Origin of the sequence: Elizabethkingia argenteiflava, assembly GCF_009904105.1 — a bacterium.
GTDB classification, from domain to species: domain Bacteria; phylum Bacteroidota; class Bacteroidia; order Flavobacteriales; family Weeksellaceae; genus Elizabethkingia; species Elizabethkingia argenteiflava.
Genome location: NZ_JAAABJ010000589.1, coordinates 1 through 19,626, shown reverse-complemented (window position 1 = coordinate 19,626; position 19,626 = coordinate 1). Strand labels below are relative to the sequence as shown.

13 protein-coding genes and 2 tRNA genes are annotated in these 19,626 nt (G+C 37.3%); 8 read left to right on the top strand and 7 right to left on the bottom strand.

What is annotated here, in order from left to right; genetic code table 11:
• Positions 1-325: transposase (locus GNY06_RS09795; protein ID WP_166519907.1), on the top strand; the 325-nt coding region annotated here is incomplete at its 5' end.
• Between the two features lie 425 nt (positions 326-750).
• Here the strand turns inward: GNY06_RS09795 and GNY06_RS09790 are convergent.
• Positions 751-1,308, bottom strand: a complete 558-nt coding sequence (locus GNY06_RS09790; RefSeq protein WP_166519906.1) for a hypothetical protein — start codon at positions 1,306-1,308, stop codon at positions 751-753.
• Positions 1,309-1,666: 358 nt separating this feature from the next.
• Here GNY06_RS09790 and alaS point away from each other — a divergent pair, with 358 nt between their 5' ends.
• Positions 1,667-4,270 carry an alanine--tRNA ligase gene (gene alaS, locus GNY06_RS09785; RefSeq protein WP_166519905.1) on the top strand — a complete coding sequence of 868 codons (2,604 nt, stop codon included), beginning with the start codon at positions 1,667-1,669 and terminating at the stop codon, positions 4,268-4,270.
• Between the two features lie 47 nt (positions 4,271-4,317).
• Here the strand turns inward: alaS and GNY06_RS09780 are convergent, their stop codons facing one another.
• Together GNY06_RS09780 and GNY06_RS09775 are read right to left on the bottom strand one after the other, a co-directional pair.
• Positions 4,318-5,031, bottom strand: coding sequence for a 3-ketoacyl-ACP reductase (locus GNY06_RS09780; RefSeq protein WP_166519904.1), 714 nt, complete (start codon positions 5,029-5,031; stop codon positions 4,318-4,320).
• A 65-nt stretch (positions 5,032-5,096) separates the two neighbouring features.
• Positions 5,097-5,579, bottom strand: a complete 483-nt coding sequence (locus GNY06_RS09775) for a thermonuclease family protein (protein WP_166519903.1) — start codon at positions 5,577-5,579, stop codon at positions 5,097-5,099.
• Between the two features lie 285 nt (positions 5,580-5,864).
• Here GNY06_RS09775 and ligA point away from each other — a divergent pair, with 285 nt between their 5' ends.
• Complete coding sequence (gene ligA, locus GNY06_RS09770) at positions 5,865-7,871, top strand: NAD-dependent DNA ligase LigA (protein ID WP_166519902.1); 2,007 nt, start codon at positions 5,865-5,867, stop codon at positions 7,869-7,871.
• A gap of 19 nt (positions 7,872-7,890) precedes the next feature.
• On the opposite strand, the gene GNY06_RS09765 is transcribed toward ligA, so the two are convergent.
• Positions 7,891-8,358, bottom strand: a complete 468-nt coding sequence (locus GNY06_RS09765) for a hypothetical protein (protein WP_166519901.1) — start codon at positions 8,356-8,358, stop codon at positions 7,891-7,893.
• A 143-nt stretch (positions 8,359-8,501) separates the two neighbouring features.
• Between GNY06_RS09765 and GNY06_RS09760 the strand changes: the two genes are divergently transcribed.
• From GNY06_RS09760 to GNY06_RS09750, 3 genes are all read left to right on the top strand, one after another.
• Positions 8,502-8,924, top strand: coding sequence for a Fur family transcriptional regulator (locus GNY06_RS09760; protein ID WP_244614409.1), 423 nt, complete (start codon positions 8,502-8,504; stop codon positions 8,922-8,924).
• A gap of 110 nt (positions 8,925-9,034) precedes the next feature.
• On the top strand, positions 9,035-10,978 hold the full coding sequence (locus GNY06_RS09755) for a heavy metal translocating P-type ATPase (RefSeq protein ID WP_166519900.1): 1,944 nt from the start codon (positions 9,035-9,037) through the stop codon (positions 10,976-10,978).
• Positions 10,979-11,126: 148 nt separating this feature from the next.
• The gene (locus GNY06_RS09750) at positions 11,127-13,265 is read left to right on the top strand and encodes a S46 family peptidase (RefSeq protein ID WP_166519899.1); all 2,139 of its coding nucleotides are present in this window, start codon (positions 11,127-11,129) and stop codon (positions 13,263-13,265) included.
• A gap of 80 nt (positions 13,266-13,345) precedes the next feature.
• On the opposite strand, the gene putP is transcribed toward GNY06_RS09750, so the two are convergent.
• From putP to GNY06_RS09735, 3 genes are all read right to left on the bottom strand, one after another.
• Positions 13,346-14,857, bottom strand: a complete 1,512-nt coding sequence (gene putP, locus GNY06_RS09745; protein ID WP_317163780.1) for a sodium/proline symporter PutP — start codon at positions 14,855-14,857, stop codon at positions 13,346-13,348.
• Between the two features lie 122 nt (positions 14,858-14,979).
• Entirely contained in the window at positions 14,980-17,895 is a 2,916-nt protein-coding gene (locus GNY06_RS09740) for a M16 family metallopeptidase (protein WP_166519898.1), read from the bottom strand.
• A gap of 371 nt (positions 17,896-18,266) precedes the next feature.
• Complete coding sequence (locus tag GNY06_RS09735) at positions 18,267-19,328, bottom strand: N-acetylmuramoyl-L-alanine amidase (protein ID WP_166519897.1); 1,062 nt, start codon at positions 19,326-19,328, stop codon at positions 18,267-18,269.
• A gap of 133 nt (positions 19,329-19,461) precedes the next feature.
• On the opposite strand from GNY06_RS09735, the gene GNY06_RS09730 reads away from it, so the two are divergent.
• Positions 19,462-19,546 (top strand) — tRNA-Ser (locus GNY06_RS09730).
• Positions 19,547-19,566: 20 nt separating this feature from the next.
• Positions 19,567-19,626: transfer RNA gene (locus tag GNY06_RS09725), tRNA-Pro, on the top strand.

Genomic DNA, 19,626 nt, shown 5'->3' with positions numbered 1-19,626 from the left:
TCTGTCACTTCTAAGCGAAGCAGAAATAGATCATAAAGGATTGTTTCTCAATGCTGATGCAGGATTTGACAGTGAGAATTTAAGACAAATGTTAGAAAAAGAAAAAATAATCGCCAATATTAAAACCCATCTCAGAAATAATAAAACAGCCAAGAATTATTATTATTTTGATGAAGAATTATATAAACGAAGGTTCAAAATAGAGAAAGCAAATGCTTGGATGGATACTTTCAAAGCATTATTAATACGATTTGAAACTTCTGTAATAACTTGGAATTCTTTGCATTATATGGCTTTTGTTATTTTATTCCTCAGAAAACTATAAGTTTAAACAAGTTCATAATCTAAATATCTTTCGTACAATCCTATCATATCTAGCCTAACATAATTTGAGATTTTTTGTACCGAATCCATCTTATTAAAATAATAGAGGTAATGATCCTTATCGTTCAATTTCCGATAGTTCATACACAAATACATATAGCTCACCTGTAGATTTCCAATATCATATTTCTTAAAAAAATCAATATTACTTTTAAATCCCCTAATGGATTGTCTGTATCTTTTTAGATAATATTCTGCAATATGATTAGATAAATCAAACAGTCTGTAATAATTAGATCTCTCATATAAAAGGCTTTTTGACTTTCCGAGATTTCCGTAGATATAGGCGGAATCATATTTTTTAGTGACATTATAGGTAAAGGACAAACCGAGTAAAACAGATAAATAATTATCAGGATCTTCTCTTTATCTACGCTTGATATATTGATAGTTTTGCCTAAAGATTACAAGGGCTCCTTCATAATCCTCGATAGCATATTTTATAGCTCCTATTGCTTTTTTACTGAATACTATCTGTTTTTCATTTTTATTTTTTTGAGCATATTCTAAAGCCAACAAATAAGAAGACAAGGCTTCTTTATAGAGACTACGAGTATAATACATACGCCCATTTATGAAATAACCGTAATATAAATCATCAAGATTTTTAATGCCTTTAAGCTTATACCTAATACTATCCGTATACTTTATATCCTTGCCCGACCTATCAAAAAGCAGAAAATATCCATCAAATAGTTTTGCCGTATTTCTCTCTTCTTTGGCTTTCGTCAGAATCGTATTCGCATAAACTACAGCTTTTTCTTGATCCTTGTTTTTTACCTTATTATAGGCCTTCTCTAATTGTGCAAAACTTTTATCCTGCAAAGAATCCTGAATGCGAAAACCTTTTATACTCTGTGAAAAGCATATATGGTGAGCGATAAAATATAAGAATAAAGAGTAAAAGCGTATATTTTTTTGCATATACAATAATACATTTTTTCCAACATCCACCCCTAATCAATGATTGATTTCCTATAGAATAAAACTCTAATAAAAAAATAATCATCACAGCCGATCTTCACAAAGAACCTATAAAATTGACAAACGTGTGTGTTCTATGGTTCTACGACTAAAAGGTATTTATTATGATTTTGGGCTGGGTAAGTTTAAATAACCTTAATCGCTCTCAACCAAAATATTTTTATATGGGTTTTAATATCTCAGGATTCCCCTATTTCATAAAAATAAAAACGGGATTTACAGCCTATTTCCGTTTATATGACATGCATTCGGTTATTTTATCTTCAAAAATCATTATTTTTGCACATCAAATTTTACTATGACTTCAAAAGAGATACGCCAAAAATTCTTAGATTTTTTCCAAGAAAAAGGACACCAGATCGTTCCATCCGCACCCATCGTGTTGCAGGACGATCCGACCCTAATGTTCTCCAATTCGGGAATGACACAGTTCAAAGATTTCTTTTTAGGCTACAAAGAACCTTCCTGCCTTAGAATTGCAGACACCCAAAAATGTCTTCGCGTTTCCGGTAAGCATAACGATTTGGACGATGTAGGCCGCGATACTTACCACCACACCATGTTCGAAATGCTGGGCAACTGGTCTTTCGGCGATTATTTTAAGCAAGAAGCCATTGCATGGGCTTGGGAACTTCTTACCGAAGTCTATCAAATTTCCAAAGACGATTTATATGTAACCATTTTCGAAGGAGATGCTTCCGAAAACTTAGAAAGAGATCAGGAAGCTTACAACTTCTGGAAAGAGCATATTGATGAATCCCGAATTATCAACGGAAACAAAAAAGATAACTTTTGGGAAATGGGAGAGACGGGACCTTGTGGTCCCTGCTCAGAAATTCATATAGACATCCGAAACGCCGAAGAAAAAGCCAAAATTCCCGGAAGAGAGCTGGTGAACCAGGATCATCCTCAGGTGGTAGAAATCTGGAACCTTGTATTTATGGAGTTTTTGAGAAAAGCCGACAAATCTTTAGAAAAACTTCCAAAACAAAACGTGGATACCGGTATGGGCTTCGAACGGCTCTGCATGACGCTACAGGGAAAGACATCCAATTACGATACCGATGTATTTTCGCCCCTTATTGCTAAAGTAGAACAAATCTCGGGTGAAAAATATACCGCCATTCTGGAAAATGAAAAAGATATCGCCATCCGGGTAGTGGTAGACCACATCCGTGCCGTAGCCTTTGCCATTGCCGATGGCCAACTTCCCTCAAACGGAGGCGCAGGTTATGTAATCCGCAGAATCCTAAGGCGTGCCATCTCCTATTCTTATCGATTTCTGGGCATGAAAGAGGCCTTTCTTTATCAACTGATTGCTATTCTTAAAGATCAGATGGGAAGCTTCTTTCCGGAAATTATAAAACAAGAAAAACTGGTTACCGAAGTCATCAGAGAAGAGGAAAATGCCTTCTTAAAAACCATTGAACTGGGATTGATAAGATTGGATAGCATTATTAAAAACGCCCTTAAGCATAACGAAAAAAAACTTCCTGGAGAGCAGGTATTCGAATTATATGATACTTATGGATTCCCAGCAGACCTATCCCGCATTATCGCTGAGGAAAAAGGACTCAGCATAGATGAAGCAGGATTCGAAGAAGAAATGGCGAAACAAAAGCAACGCTCCAGGAAATCTTCTACCTCCAAAACTTACGATTGGGTAATGCTACAAGAAAAAACGGAAACTTTCGTCGGCTATGATCTCACCGAGCATCCCGTGAAAATCACCCGCTACCGGAAAATAGAAAATAAAGACGGTGTTTTTTATCAGATTGCCCTAGACGAAACACCTTTTTATGCAGAGGGGGGCGGCCAAGTAGGCGATACCGGTTTTTTAGAAAATGCTACCGAGCGTATTGAAATTCTGGACACCAAAAAGGAAAACAATCTTAACCTCTCCCTTATTGACGTTCTTCCTGAGGATATAACGGCTCGCTTTACCGCCAAAATAGACCTCAGCAGAAGACAAGATATCCAGAACAACCACTCTGCTACCCACCTGCTGCACGAAGCCTTAAGAAATGTATTGGGCACACATGTGGAGCAAAAAGGCTCTTTTGTGGGGCCGGATTATCTGCGCTTTGACTTTTCTCATTTCAGCAAAATGACAGAAGAAGAACTTACAACCGTAGAACAGCAAGTCAATGACAAAATAAGAAAAAACATCACCCTACACGAATACCGAAGCATTCCTATTCAGGAAGCTATCGATAAAGGCGCTATGGCCTTATTTGGTGAAAAATACGGAGATACGGTTCGTATGATAGAAATAGAATCGTCCCGAGAGCTCTGCGGGGGTACCCACGTAAAGAGTACGGGTGAAATAGGATGGTTTAAAATAGAATCTGAAACTTCGGCCGCCGCGGGTATCCGTAGAATTGAAGCGATTACGGGAACAAAAGCAAATGCTTATTTTAAAGACCTTGAAAAAAATTATCAAGAAATTGCAAAATTTCTAAAATCCAAAGAGATTCTGAAATCCATACAAAAACTAACGGAAGAAAATCAGCTGTTAAAGACTGAAATTGAGCGTTTAAAAGCTGAAAAAGCAAAACAAGAAACCCTAAAATGGAAAGAGGAGTATGTGGATAAAGGCGATCGAAAACTATTGGTCAAAAAAACATCAATGGATGCGGCATCCATCAAGGATATTATATTTCAGCTAAAAAAAGAAATTCCTAGCTCGCTTACCATTATTTTTTCCGATGCCGGAAATAAGCCTATGATTAGCATCGGTATTTCGGATGATCTTACCCACATCTATCAGGCAGGGGTACTCATTAAAGAGCTCGCCAAAGAAATTCAAGGCGGGGGCGGAGGTGCTCCAACCTTTGCTACAGCAGGGGGGAAAAAGCTAGACGGATTGGAACAAGCCTTTAAAAAAGCAAATTTACTATAATGATCACAAAAAAAGCTACCATATCGGTAGCTTTTTTCATTCTAAATTTATGGATTCGAAGAGAAAATAGATCCATTGGCAATCAATGCACGGCGGTTCATTTTCAAGATATCCCTTACCCATTCTGCAAAATCTTCTGGCTGTAATACCCGCTCCGGATTACCATCTGTTAGGCCTGCGGTAATACTCATGTCCGAAGCAATGGTACTCGGCGTAAGGGTGATTACCCGAATATTATGTTTTCTCCATTCTGCCATCATAGACTGCGAAAGCGAAATCACAGCGGCCTTAGAAGCTGCATAGGCCGACATATTCCCGCCTCCTTTTAATCCAGCTGTAGAAGCTACATTTACAATATCCCCCTCTCCCTTCTCCTTCATGTAAGGATAAACAGCTTTTGCAGCATAGTATACACCAAAAAGATTGGTTTTTATCACCTGCTCCCAAACATCAGAAGACATCTCCTCCAAACTCCCCATATTTCCGATTCCCGCATTATTGATCAGTATTTCTACACCCCCTAGCTGAGATACCAACTCAGCAATTCCTTTCTGTACTGCTGCTTCCTGATCTACGCTAAACACCGCATAAGCCGACTTAACACCTAGTTGCTGAAGTTCGGCTACGGTATTCCTTAAATTTTCTTCATTCCTACCGGTAATGCCTACATTCACTCCTTCATGTGCCAATGCTAAAGCTACCGCTTTACCGAGTCCTCTGCCACCACCGGTAACAATGGCGTTCTTTCCTTTTATATTCATTGCTATTATTTATTGTTTATACAAAAATAAAGATATTTAATCATACCGCTGGATAAGGGTATGCTTTAATCACTTTTTTTTATTGAAGAATTTCTTTTTTGCTTTCTATATTCCCAAGGAGCTAGGGCGTTCGTATCTTGCCAGAGACCCAACTTTTGTTTTTTTGCCCGCCACTGAAGTGCTGCCAAAGATAAATCTGTGGAATAAGCGGAATACCACCAACCCAGCCCTGCTCTAATGAGTTCTGCGGAAAGATATTTGCCTTGATCATAATAAATCTTTGCCACGATACGGCCATAGCGATCCTTTTCGGTTTGTACATAAGTAACTTCTTTTCCAAAAACCTGAGAAGCCGTGAAATTTTTAGCATTTTTTCCAAAAGCTTGTCCTTTTTCTGGACAATCCACTTCCGCTAATCTCAAAGTTTTTTGGGTCTTTCCCCTCAACAATACCACTACTGTGTCGCCATCCTTTACTCTAACCACTGTACCTAGAGTCTGAGCGACAAGCATACTTGGAAACCCCAATAAAAACAACATCTTTTTCATGGCTGCAAAGATAATTCAGAATCCGATATTACAGAACTCCTCAATGAAGTTTCAAACTTTCAACTAGGATAACTAACCCAATTTTGGTTCTCAATCTGAGATTTTTTTGATCTTTTATCACGAAACATAAACTTATTTTTAGCCTGTTAAATGAAGAAATATAAAAATAATCACCACACTAAATTTATACAGCCATATAGGCTAAATGCATCACTATTTATAGTTACTAAATCTCGCCTATCGATTAAAGGTAGATTGTTTATTTTTGCAAAAATATTAACCCACATGCCTCACAATATCCAACAAAAGATAGAAAGCTTAAGAACCGAACTACACCAGCATAACTATCATTATTATATTTTGGATCAACCCACGATATCAGACTTTGAGTTTGATTATAAACTCAAAGAGCTTCAGGATTTAGAAAACCAATATCCAGAATTTCATGATCCTAACTCTCCTAGCCTAAGGGTAGGAGGAGGCATTACCAAAAATTTTCCTACCATTCAACATCAATTCAGGATGTACTCTCTAGACAACTCCTATGATTTTAATGATCTAGAAGATTGGGAAAAGCGAATCATCAAAACCATTGACGAACCGGTAGAGTTTGTTGCGGAACTTAAATACGATGGCGCTTCCATTTCCATTCTCTACGAAAATGGCAAACTAGTACAAGCTGTTACCCGAGGGGATGGATTCCAAGGCGATGAAATTACCCACAATATTAGAACTATCTCCGACATCCCCCTCCAACTCAATGGGGATTATCCCGAACGATTCTTTATACGTGGCGAAATCTACCTTACCCGAAAACGGTTCGACAAAATAAATGCCTCGCGAGTAGAAGAAGGTCTTGACCCCTTTATGAACCCGCGAAACACAGCCAGTGGAAGCCTAAAAATGCAAGATTCTCGAGAAGTCCGAAAAAGAGGACTCTCAGCAGTATTATATCAGTATATCGGAGATTATTTTCCGGCCGAAACTCATTGGGAACTTTTATCTAAAGCTAAGAATTGGGGATTCCGAGTTTCTGAAGATCAGGCCCGACTGTGCAAAACGCTGGAAGAGGTTAAAAATTTCATCACCCATTGGGAAAAGGAAAGACACCTCCTTCCTTTCGAGATAGATGGTATTGTGGTTAAAGTAAACGCTTTGCGTCACCAACGCCAATTGGGCTACACCGCCAAATCCCCCCGCTGGGCCATGGCCTATAAATTCAAAGCCGAAAAAGTGGAAACGCTGCTTAAAGGTGTATCTTATCAGGTAGGCAGAACAGGAGCCATTACACCGGTAGCAAATTTACAACCCATTTTACTGGCTGGGACTACTGTAAAAAGAGCCTCCTTACACAACGAGGATATTATTAAGAAACTAGACCTTCATGAGAACGATTGGGTATACGTGGAAAAAGGTGGCGAAATTATTCCTAAAATTGTGGGCGTTAATCGGCAAAAAAGAACATCAGAAACCAATCCTATCACCTACATTCAAAATTGTCCTGAGTGTGGAACGCCTCTTCTTAAAACAGAAGATCAAGCCATTCATTTCTGCCCCAATGAGCTGCACTGCCCCCCTCAGGTAGTTGGTAGAATGATCCACTACGTTTCGCGTAAAGCTTTAAATATTGATCATCTTGGGGGTGAAACCATAGAACAGCTCTATCGCGAAAAGCTTATTGAAAACCCAGCAGATCTGTATACTTTAACCAAGGAGCAACTACTTCCACTGGAACGAATGGCAGAAAAATCCGTACAGAATATTCTAGAGGGAATTGAAAAATCAAAATACAGCCCATTTGAAAAAGTGCTGTATGGAATCGGTATTAAGCATGTAGGTGAAACGGTAGCAAAGAAATTGGTGAAAAATTTCCCAAATATCGAAAGGCTTAAAAGTACTTCCATAGAAGAGCTGTGCCAGGTAGAAGATATCGGGATTAAAATTGCCGTTAGCATCACAGAATTCTTTAAAAATTCAGAAAATCTGATGATGATAGAAAGATTAAAATCTTATGGTGTACAATTGGAAAAACAGGAGAATGCCCAAGGGAGTATTAGCTATGTTTTGGATGGGAAAACCTTTTTGTTTACCGGTAAATTATCCCTCTTCACGAGAGAGCAGGCAGAAGAAATGGTAGATCAACACGGTGGTAAAAATATTTCTGCTGTCTCCAAGAACCTCAACTATTTAGTGGTAGGGGAAAAAGCCGGCAGTAAGCTGAAAAAAGCCCAAGCTATTGGCAGCATCATTATTCTAGATGAGCAACAATTTTTGGATCTTATAAACGGATAAGCTTTTAAAGCTTATCCGTTTATAAATATTTGAAACGCTGTACTGCCACTTCGTACAGTTTTCCCCTCATTAAAAACTTAATACGTTCACGTGTCGTCACGGTATTTATCTCTCCGTCTTTGAGTATGATAATCCTATCATCAGGCGCTATATTCTGATCCGCAATCCAATCTTCGGGAGCGATATCGCCTTTTATTTGCTTTAAGCCTTCTAAAATTAGATGGGCTAATTCCTGGAACCTTTCGTCATGGGAATAAATGACCTCATACTGAGAAGGGAGTTCTACTTTAAATACGGTTCGCGAAGGAATGAGACGAGCAGAGTCATCAGGCATAGGGTTATCGGCACCGTCTTTAAATCCTACCTCTATGAGTTTTCCCTTATACTCTTTGGCATATTGCTCGGCATCCTTAAAAGTTTCAAAATTTAAAGTTAAACTATAGTCTTCAAATTTATATTCCTGTAATTTTTCTTGATGATAATCCATAACTGATTTTTATTTTTACTTTAATATATAAAAATCTAATTGTTAATTAATTCACTAACCCCCATTTTAACAAAAATTTAAAATTTATTTTTTTTAAATTCGTATAAAATTTAAGTTTTTTTATTCAGTGATACTGAGTGGATATGGACACGGAGAGGATAGAAAATATTTTACAGCATAAACAGATACCCGCCACCCCTATGCGCATGCTGGTATTAGATGTTTTTTTACAAACCTCTAAAGCCATGTCCCTTGCTGATCTGGAGGAAAAATTAGCCCCCTCTGATCGAAGTACCTTATATCGAACGCTAAAAACTTTTGAAAAAAAAGGTCTTATCCACGGCATTCAAGAACACCATACCACACAATATCTACGCTGTAGTGATAAATGTAATGAAAAAGTTCACCACGACGCGCATTTACATTTTTACTGTAACCTCTGTAAGCAGACCACTTGTCTGGAGGACATTGATATTCCGCACCTCCACCTATCAAGAGACTATATAGTAAAAGAACTAAAATTTCTGGCTACTGGGATATGCAAACTTTGCCATCCTTCGGAGTAAGAGAAATAGCTTGCTAGTAAAAAGGGATTCACTCTTCTTCTTTCTCCTAGCCTAAATTGCAATAGTGTTGCATTTTCTTTCTCTTTATCTTTAACAAAAATTAGAGAAGAATGAGCACTCTCCACCAATGCTGTAGTAATTTGCCTCACCAAAAGGATGATCATGAACACGCTCCCCTGCCGCAGACAAAGCTACAATTATTTTCACGGGCTATTATCTCATTTGTGATTCTGGTTACAGGACTTACTCTGGATCATTATATTCACCCCCCTTGGTTCCATGGTAATGTCAGACTGATCACCTATATTATAGCCTATATTCCGGTAGGATTTCCAGTATTAAAAGATGCTGTTACCAGCATTCGCTACAACGATCTTTTTTCAGAATTTTTTCTCATGAGCATTGCCAGTATAGGGGCTTTTGCTATCGGAGAATACCCCGAAGCCGTAGCTGTCATGCTTTTCTATTCGGTAGGAGAAATTTTGCAGGATATGGCCGTGCAAAAATCGAAAAGCAACATTCGGGAATTATTGGACCAAAGACCCGACGAAATTAGCATTTTGGAAAATAATATTCCTAAAACCATAAAAGCTAAATCTGCCAAAATCGGACAAATCATACAATTAAAACCAGGAGAAAAGCTGTCGCTAGATGGCACCTTATACTCTGAAAAAGCGTCTTTTAACACCGCTGCCTTAACAGGCGAAAGTCTGCCGCAAACGAAGAGAAAAGGGGATGTTGTTTTTGCAGGAATGATCAATCTGCAATCCTTTAGCCAAGTATTAATCTTAAAAGAATACCAGGATAGTAAACTTTCCAAAATCCTAGAACTGGTGCAAAATGCAGCTTCTCAAAAAGCCCCTACAGAGCTTTTTATTCGAAAATTTGCTAAGGTATACACCCCCCTAGTAGTGGTATTCGCAGCAGGTCTATGTTGGCTCCCCTACTTCTTTGTTCAAAATTATGAATTTAAAGACTGGTTATACCGCTCTTTAATATTTCTGGTGATTTCCTGTCCCTGTGCCTTGGTAATTTCGATTCCTTTAGGATATTTCGGAGGTATTGGCGCAGCAAGTAAAAATGGAATATTAGTAAAAGGCAGTAATTTTTTAGATCGCCTAGCAACAGCCCAGCACGTGGTGATGGATAAAACGGGAACCCTTACCCAAGGTGTTTTTAAAGTACAAGAAGCTAGAATTGAAAATATTTTTAATACAGAAGAAATTCTAAAATATTTAAATCTACTCGAAAGTCATTCCTCTCACCCTATTGCCAACGCCATCCACGAATATGTAGGACCTATTGACCGCTCTATTGTAATAAAAGACATGGAGGAAATTCCAGGTTACGGCTTAAAATGCAATATTGCTGGCCAAGATTTTATAGCCGGTAATTTTAGATTACTAGATCAACTCGATATCGTCTATCCCGAAGAATACACTAGATTTTCCACCACACTTATAGCCCTTGCCTACGGAGGAAAATTCGCTGGCTACCTGAGTATATCAGATGAGATAAAGGCAGACGCAGCTCAAGCCATATCCGCGCTAAAAAAAATGAATCTGCATACCACTATGCTCAGCGGTGATAAAACGGCGGTCGTAAAAGAGGTCGCCCAGAAAGTTGGTATTGAAAACGCTTTTGGAGACCTGCTTCCCGAAGGAAAAGTAGAAAAAATAAAAAACCTGACCTCCTCAAACGAAAGCATTATATTTGTTGGTGATGGTGTAAACGATGCCCCTGTAATCGCACTGAGCGATGTAGGAATTGCGATGGGTACATTAGGTAGTGACGCTACTATTGAAACGGCAGATGTGGTCATTCAAGAAGATCTACCCTCAAAAATTCCTATCGCTATTAAAATAGGAAAAACTACCCGCCATATCGTTCGCCAAAATATGCTACTCGCCTTTGGCGTAAAAGCTCTTGTACTGATTTTAGGAGCAGGTGGTATGGCTAATATGTGGGAAGCCGTATTTGCAGATGTAGGGGTCGCTTTATTGGCCATCTTAAACGCGGTGAGGATTCAAAAAATGACTTTCTCTAATTCGTAAAATAAATGATGTATAGGTGGAGGCTGCTCCTAAAAGCCTTTGCTGAGGTTTTTAAGCATTACGGGATAAAGCGATCTTAGTACTATAGTCTTAAAAATAAAGATACCGCTCCTAAATTTTCTTTGTAAATTAGAAAAAAATCTTACTTATGAAGAAGAACTTATTTTGTGCTATAATAGGCTTATTCATTTCTGTAAACCATTTTGCACAACAAACGGGAGGAATGTGGCTTCCCAATGAGCTAAATGAAAAAGAAATGAAAAAATTAGGATTGAAAATTTCTCGGAAAGATATTTTTAATTCACAAAAACCAAGTCTTAAAGATGCAGTGGTAAACTTTAATAAAGGTTGCACAGCTGAAATTATATCGCCCCAAGGGCTCCTCTTAACCAATCACCATTGTGGATTCAGGCAAATACAGTCGCATTCCACACCCGAAAATGATCTTTTAACACAAGGATTTTGGGCAAAGAATAGGAATGAAGAACTCCCCAATCCCGACTTGGCAGTAGATTTCATCATCGATATTCAAGATATCACCAAACAAATTTTATCAGGAGACCAACATATACCTGCCCAAAATGTGAAATCCATTATTGAAAAAAATATAGCATCTATGCAGGCTAACTTCAAAGGGAAGCCTTACCAAAATCTCATCATTAAACCTATGTACGAAGGCAATAAATACTATGCTTTTATTACGGAAACCTTCAAAGACATTCGCTTAGTAGGCGCTCCCCCTGAATCTATCGGAAAATTTGGAGCAGATACCGACAACTGGGTATGGCCTCGACATAGCGGAGATTTTTCGCTATTCCGCATCTATGCAGGCCCCGATAACAAACCTGCTGAATATGCCCCAGATAATATTCCTTATACGCCCAAACATTTTCTTCCGATATCCGTAAGAGATCTGAAAGAGGGTGATTTTACCTTTTTAATGGGATTTCCTGGGAAAACAACAGAATATCTTCCTGCTATAGCAGTGGAGAAATTAATCCAATATATTAATCCTGCCAAAATCAATATTCGTAAGATCGCACTCAAAACACTGGATCAAAAAATGCGTATCAGTGACACGACCCGTATAAAATATGCTTCAAAATATGCCTCTATAGCTAATCATTGGAAAAAATGGATGGGTGAAAGTGAAGGCCTAAAAAAGTCGAATGCCGTCGCCATAAAACAAGCCTATGAACAGTTTTTGATCCAGGAGAATCCACAGGTCAAAATAAAGCTTGACAAGCTCACGAAACTCTATAATCAACAGACATCTTACGCCCTGTATAAAGCATACTATGATGAAATTTTAAAAAATTCTGAGACTCTTGATCTAGCAAACCATTTAATCTCCTATACTAAAGCCTTAGATAGTGGAACAGCCAATACAGCATCTGCTGAAAAATTGAAAAATAAATTAATTTCGCTATACAAAAACTATGAAAGTGAACTGGATGTGAAAGTGACGGCAAAACTAATAGCCTTGTACACTCAAGAGATCCCAACTCCCTTTCTTCCTTTAAATTTTAAGCAGTTTCAGCATGCTGAACGAAACCTCATCACGATGGAAAACTGGTCTAAAAATTCTATTCTTTGTGGACGAAAAGCATTTAAAGGAATATACCTATCCCAAAAGGCAGACCAAATTTTCACAAATGGCGACCTACTCACTGCCCTTAGAAATGATCCTTTTTACCAGTTCGCCTTATCGCTAAGACAGGCTTATGATGAAAAAGTAGCTCCTCAATACAAGCTGCTGGAATATCAGATTCATGAGCTTCAGAAAGAATATATAAAACTTCAAATGGAAATCGATAAAAAAAAGAAATTTTTTCCCGATGCTAATGCTACACTACGCATTTCTTATGGAGTAGTTAAGGGGTCTCATCCTAGAGATGCGGTTTATTATCATTACAAAACCTATCTTTCGGGAATTATGGAAAAATATATTCCGGGCGATTATGAATTTGACCTTCCAAAAAAATTCATTGAGCTCTACCATCAAAAGGATTATGGCAATTATAAGGATGCTACGGGTGAAGTTCCTGTAAACTTTACTGCCACGAACCATACTACAGGGGGCAATTCAGGAAGTCCGGTGTTAGATGCACACGGATATCTGATAGGCTTAAACTTTGATCGGCAATGGGAAGGAACCATGAGCGACATTCATTTTGATCCCAAATTTAGCAGAAACATTATGGTAAACACCCAATATATTCTCTTTATTATTGATAAGTTCGCAAATGCAAAATGGCTACTCGACGAAATAAAAATTGTTTTTTAAAAATTTAGTTTTTAAAAAGCTTTGTCCAAATAAGACAAAGCTTTTTAAATTCTCCAACAAGGATAAATGATGACTGGTATTTATGATTGTGTTAGCGTTTTCTTCATCTCTTTAAACTCAGAATCAATTGCCTCATTTGGTTTATAAGTAATTAATGATACTGAAAAAGTAGTCAATAATGAAAGCAGAAAGCCTGGGATCATTTCATAACAAGCTTTATACGGATGTTGCAGATATACCCATAATAATACAGTAATTCCCCCGACTATCATACCGGCCAGGCCTCCTTGCCAAGTCGTTTTTTTCCATAAGAGTGATAATAAGATTAAAGGTCCAAAAGCCGAACCAAAGCCAGCCCATGCATTTCCAACCAGATTCAGTATATTATCTTTAGGATGTAAAGATAAAAGTACTGCTATAGCGGATACCAATAGAACCGATAATCTACTGGCTAGGAGTAGTCGTTTAGGGCTTGCCTTTTTATGCACAAAAGTTTTATAGATATCCTCGGTCAAAGAGCTGGATGTCACCAATAATTGAGAGGAAATAGAACTCATTACAGCAGCCAATATGGCGGTTAACAAAAAGCCGGAAATGAGAGGGTGAAACAAGGTTCTTGAAAAATAAATAAAAATAGTTTCAGCCTTTGTTTTTGAAGCATCAAATATTAACATATTTTCTACATCAAACTTTTTAAGGTAGCCAATACCTATTAGTCCTACGCATAGAGCTCCGCTGACTGTAAAAATCATCCAAGTAATCCCAATGCGCCTAGCTTTTACCAAATCTTTAGCTTTATCTATCGCCATAAAGCGCACCAAGATGTGAGGCTGTCCACAATAACCAAGCCCCCAAGCTAATAAAGACACTATACTTATGCTGGTCGTTCCCTTAAACATATCCAAATAATTGGGATTTTTAGCCTGAATGAGTGAAAAAGCCTCCTGAGCACTCCCTATCTGGGAGATAGCCACAATAGGCACAATCACCAATGCCAATACCATAATCGTACCTTGTACAAAATCGGTAAGGCTCACGGCCAAAAAACCGCCTATAAATGTGTAGAGAACCACAACCAAGCTGGTGATGAACAAACCTGTAGTATAATTAATATTGAAAGCGGATTCAAACAACTTACCTCCAGATACCATACCTGCAGAAGTATATAAGGTAAAAAATACCAAGATCACCATAGAAGAAGTAATTTTCAGCAGGTGATTTTTACTTTTAAAGCGGTTTTGAAAAAATTCGGGTAAAGTAATCGCATTTTGAGATACCTCAGTATAAATCCTTAAACGAGGTGCTACAAAAACATAATTGAGAAAAGCACCTATGGTTAAACCTATCGCGATCCAAGAACTGGAAATTCCAGATAAGTACATGGCTCCGGGGAGTCCCATCAATAGCCAGCCACTCATATCGGCTGCTCCTGCAGACAGCGCTGTAACAGCCGCCCCCATTTTTCTACCTCCTATTAAAAACTCTTCGGAATTATGAGTGGCTTTTCGATAAGAGTAAAATCCTATAGCGATCATTAATAATAAATAAAATCCCACCGAGAGCCCTTCATAAAGTTGCATGTCATATTTCATAGTGCCGAATATAGTTATTTTCGAAAAAAAATAGAGATAAGGTTTAAAAAAATTTATAATTTAATCATATAATTATAAAAAAGGTCGGAAAATCCCGACCTTTGTACGAGGATTGATATATTTTAGAATCCGAATATTTCTTCTAAGCTAAGCTCGGTAAAAGTGCCAAGCTTATGCAGAGTTTCTCTATTTAAATTCTCTTTTTTACCTAGTATAGCGGTATTAAACTGAATGGGTTTTATCTCCGAATGATAAAAATCGGCTAACTGAGCTAATGTTAGGGTACTCACTTGACGATAAATATCCCTACGCATATCATGATCTAAACCGAGTTTTTTCATGGCTAGATAGTTAAAATAAATATTACGCTTGGTAATTCTGCTAGAGGCTATTTGCTTGATTACAGACTCTTTAGAATTGTTAAACTGAATCGGAATTTGGGGTAATTCGAGCATCAATTCATTAAGAGCCGATATCGCTTGTGATAATTTATTGGCCTGGGTACCGATATAAGCTGTTACATAATCGTTTTTCTTTATCTCATTAGCATGAGTATAATTTACATAAGAAGCATAGGCCAATGAACGAGCTTCTCTAATTTCCTGAAAAACAATAGATGATAAGCCTCTACCAAAATAATCATTGAATACATTAATTTTGCCAAAATTAGCAGGGTTGAGTTCTCTACCTCTTCCTATTTTACTTATTTCGGTTTGCACCATGTCGTAATTGGTAAAATAGACTTGACCTCCAGTGGAAGGCTCTGGGTAAATTTTAGCAATAGGATAAGATAAAGTCGGCGGATGTACGTACTCCTTCATAATTTTTTCAAAAGCAACTATATCACTCCCATAAAAAAACACTTCATAAGGAAATTGGAACAGAGATTTTATCTTATTCGTCATTTCTTCAGCCTTAATGGATTCTAAACGCTGCTTAGAAATAATATTTCGAAAACGGGAATCTTTTCCATATTTGGCATAATTGCTAAGGGCTAACATAATTCGATTTTTATCCTTTTTTGCGATTTCACGCCCTTCTAAGATAGTTTTCACCGTCTTGAGATAAATTTCCTGATCTGGCTTAACATGCTGAAACCAATGATTTATTAATCCCCATCCTTTTGCTATATTCTTCTCGGGACCAGAAAGCGAAATATTAATTCTTTCGGGACCTACAGCAATATTATATGAAACTCCTATTTTATAAAATTCGGCTTTCAGCTGATCCGGGGTGTATTGATCCGTACCTAGATATTCTAATAAGTTTAGTGCAAGCCCCATTTCTTTGTCACTATCAGTTCCAAAATTAAAAATATAATTGGTCTGCACGATATCATTGGTTTTATTCTGAATATAATTAAGTTTTACGCCTTTTACCAAAGACTCTTTTATTTCTTTCTTAAAATCTACAAATACAGGTTGTATCCGGGGTACCTTTTGAGATATAATTTCTTTAAAAAAGTCGGATTGTAAATTTTTATTTAGCTGTACAGGGGTAATACCCGGATTATCAACGCGCACCAGTTTATCATTGACTCCTTTTTCTTTATAAATGGCGACATAATTGTCTCTAAAGAAATTTTGGGCAAACTCTACCACATCTTCTTTGGTTATTTTGCGATATTCATTCAACTGATTTAATTCTTGCTCCCATGTTACCCCCTTAATAAACGAATTATACAAATGAGTGGCTAAACCTTCAGCAGATTCTAAATAACGTGTTCTAGAAAGCTTCATTTCTTCTACCACAGCTGGAATCAACCAGTCAGGAAATTGTCCTTTTTTGATCAAATCAACCTGTTGGAGAAGCAATTGCTGAGCCTCTTTTAGAGACTGATTTTCCTTGGGAACGATAATCATACTCATGACTCCATACTCCTTAAAGGGCAAATTATAAGCCGTAGCGCGCAAAGCTTTTTGTTGCTGATTGATATTTACATCTAAAAGTCCAACGTCTCCACTATTGCTCAGGATATGAGTGACAATTTCGGCTAAAAATGATTCTCTAGATCCATAGCTATCGGTTCTCCACGCCATTTGCAATCGTGGGGTCGTCGGGCTTTTTACAAATCTTTCTACAATCTTGGTTAAGGGAGCTTCCTTCACGGTTTTATGAACGGGTAATTCTTGGTACTTAAAACTTCCAAAATACTTATCCACCAAAAGAATCGTTTTATCAAAATGCAAATCGCCAACTAAAATAATGGCCATATTATTGGGAATATAATACGTCTGAAAATATTTATGGATGGCAAGCATGGAAGGATTTTTCAGATGTTCTGCTGTTCCTATAGTAGTCTGTTGTCCATTTGGATGATGAGGAAACAAGGCATCCATCAACTCATAATTCACTAGTCGAGCATCATTATCCTGCGCGCGATTAAATTCTTCGTATACTGCTTCTAGTTCTGTATGAAATAGTCTTAGCACCAATTCAGAGAAACGTTCTTTCTCTATTTTCAACCATTTTTCTAATTCATTATTGGGAATATTATTTTTGTACACGGTTTCATCCAACCATGTATGGGCATTCGTTCCTGTAGCTCCGATAGAAGATATTACTTTGTCATATTCATTAGCAATTGCGTACCGCGAAGCCTCCTGCGAAATAGAATCTATTTTTTTATAAATCTGTTTCTTCTTATCCGTATCTGTCTCTTCCTTATGGGCCTCATAAAGATCCGAAATTTCTTGAATAAGAATTTTTTCCTTGTCCCAATCCTTGGTTCCTAATTTTGAGGTTCCTTTAAACAGCATATGTTCAAGATAATGGGCCAAGCCTGTATTATCTGAAGGATCATTGTTGGAACCTGTACGTACGGGTATATAAGTTTGAATTCTGGGAGCATCTGTATTTTTAGCCAAATAAATTTTTAATCCATTGTTAAGCGTGTAAATCCTAACCTGGTCTGGATCATTGGTAACCGTTTCATAAGTATAACCATTTGCATCTCTTAAAGTCTGCTTTTTAAAATCTTGTGCACTCATCATATTCATACACAAAACTAAGGAAAGTGTAGAAATTATTTTTATCATATTGTAACTTTAAAATTATTAAAAATTCCACAACAACATTATTGATCTGGTTTACTTGTAAATTGATGAAACAATTATACACAAGAGATAATCATGGTGAGGGTTTAAAATACTAACTCACTTATACCTCTTCATGAGTTAAATATAAAATTCGGGAAAAATAGATAAGATCAATTTTATTTTTTGCTGTAAGGAGGCTCAGATTTCTATCATTTATCTCCTTCTGGTTTCATCTGTATTTTTATTAAAATCTAATTGTTAAAAATATAAGCGATATCCAAATATCACCTATAATTTAAAACGTTAGAAGCAACTCCACTCAAAGATAAAAAAATATTTACAACCTCCGCGATACGATCATCAAAAAAAATTCAATTCAATATAGCCACACTCTGATGGGGAAAGTATTTTTTTAAGAGAGCAACTAGTATCGCATAAGTATCCTTATCTAAAATACCATCCCCTAACTGCGGTCTAAAATGGTATTGAAAAGCTTGAATCACAAGCTGGGTTTGGGAATCCCATTGACCAGAAAGTTCCACATCATATCCTATTGAACGTAAATAACTCTGAACCTGATAAATAAATTGAGGCGTATTTCTCTGAAATTCAAAATCCCCATAGGATAATTGATTTAAAATATCAACACGAGTTCCCTCATCATACCACATACCGATCTGATATTCATCATATAATTTTTTCCACGGAAATTTAGGTCCTGGATCTTGTTTACGGATAGGCGCAATGTCTGAATGGGCCAAAACATTGGTAGGAGGAATATTATAACGCTGTATTATATCTTTAGCTAATGCTGCTACTTTTCGAATTTGATAGTCTGGGAATTCTGCAAACCACCTTTGCCCATAAGCATCGGCTGTATAACCTCTATTTACAATTTCGATCCCTATAGAGGTATCATTCAGATTGGTATCCTTTCCCCATCTACTAATTCCTGCGTGATAAGATCTCTTATTCTCATCTACCAACTGATAAATTTCGTTATCATTGATGTCATTAATCAAATAATGTGCACTCACCCCCTGAGAAGTTAAAACCTCTATAGATCTTTCGTTATTAAGCGCTGTATAATGAAGTATTAAATAACGCTGACGAAAGTTCTGCCCTATAGCAGGAAAATAATCTTTGGTAACACGATACCCAAAAGGCTTAGCTGTTACGATACTTCCATAACTTACTGTATTATCATTTTTAGTGATATCGGCTATATTCTGGCTAAAAAACTCTACTCCATTTTCTTTATGAACAGGAGGTTTCGTTGGAAGTTTTGCGGGCTGTATTTTCCTTTCTTTCGCGACATTTACACCATAATTTTTAGCTTTCGCTATTTTTTTTTTCTGTGGGGAAATATTTTTTGATGATGCACATGAAACCAGAAGTCCACTTAAGGCTATGAAGTATAATATATTACGCATGAATAAGTGTTTTAAAGATTTTATAATACCTCAAAAATACAAAAAAGAAATGCATTTTTTTTTTGGTAATCTAAAAAATGTATTCTATATTTGCACTCGCAAACGCAGAACAAAAGATCTTACGAAAAAACGAGGAGGGTTGCCGGAGTGGTTAACGGAGCAGTTTGCTAAACTGTCGACTCGTAAGGGTCGCAAGGGTTCGAATCCCTTACCCTCCGCAACTGCAAAAACGGGGTGTAGCGTAGTCCGGTCATCGCGCCTGGTTTGGGACCAGGAGGTCGCAGGTTCGAATCCTGCC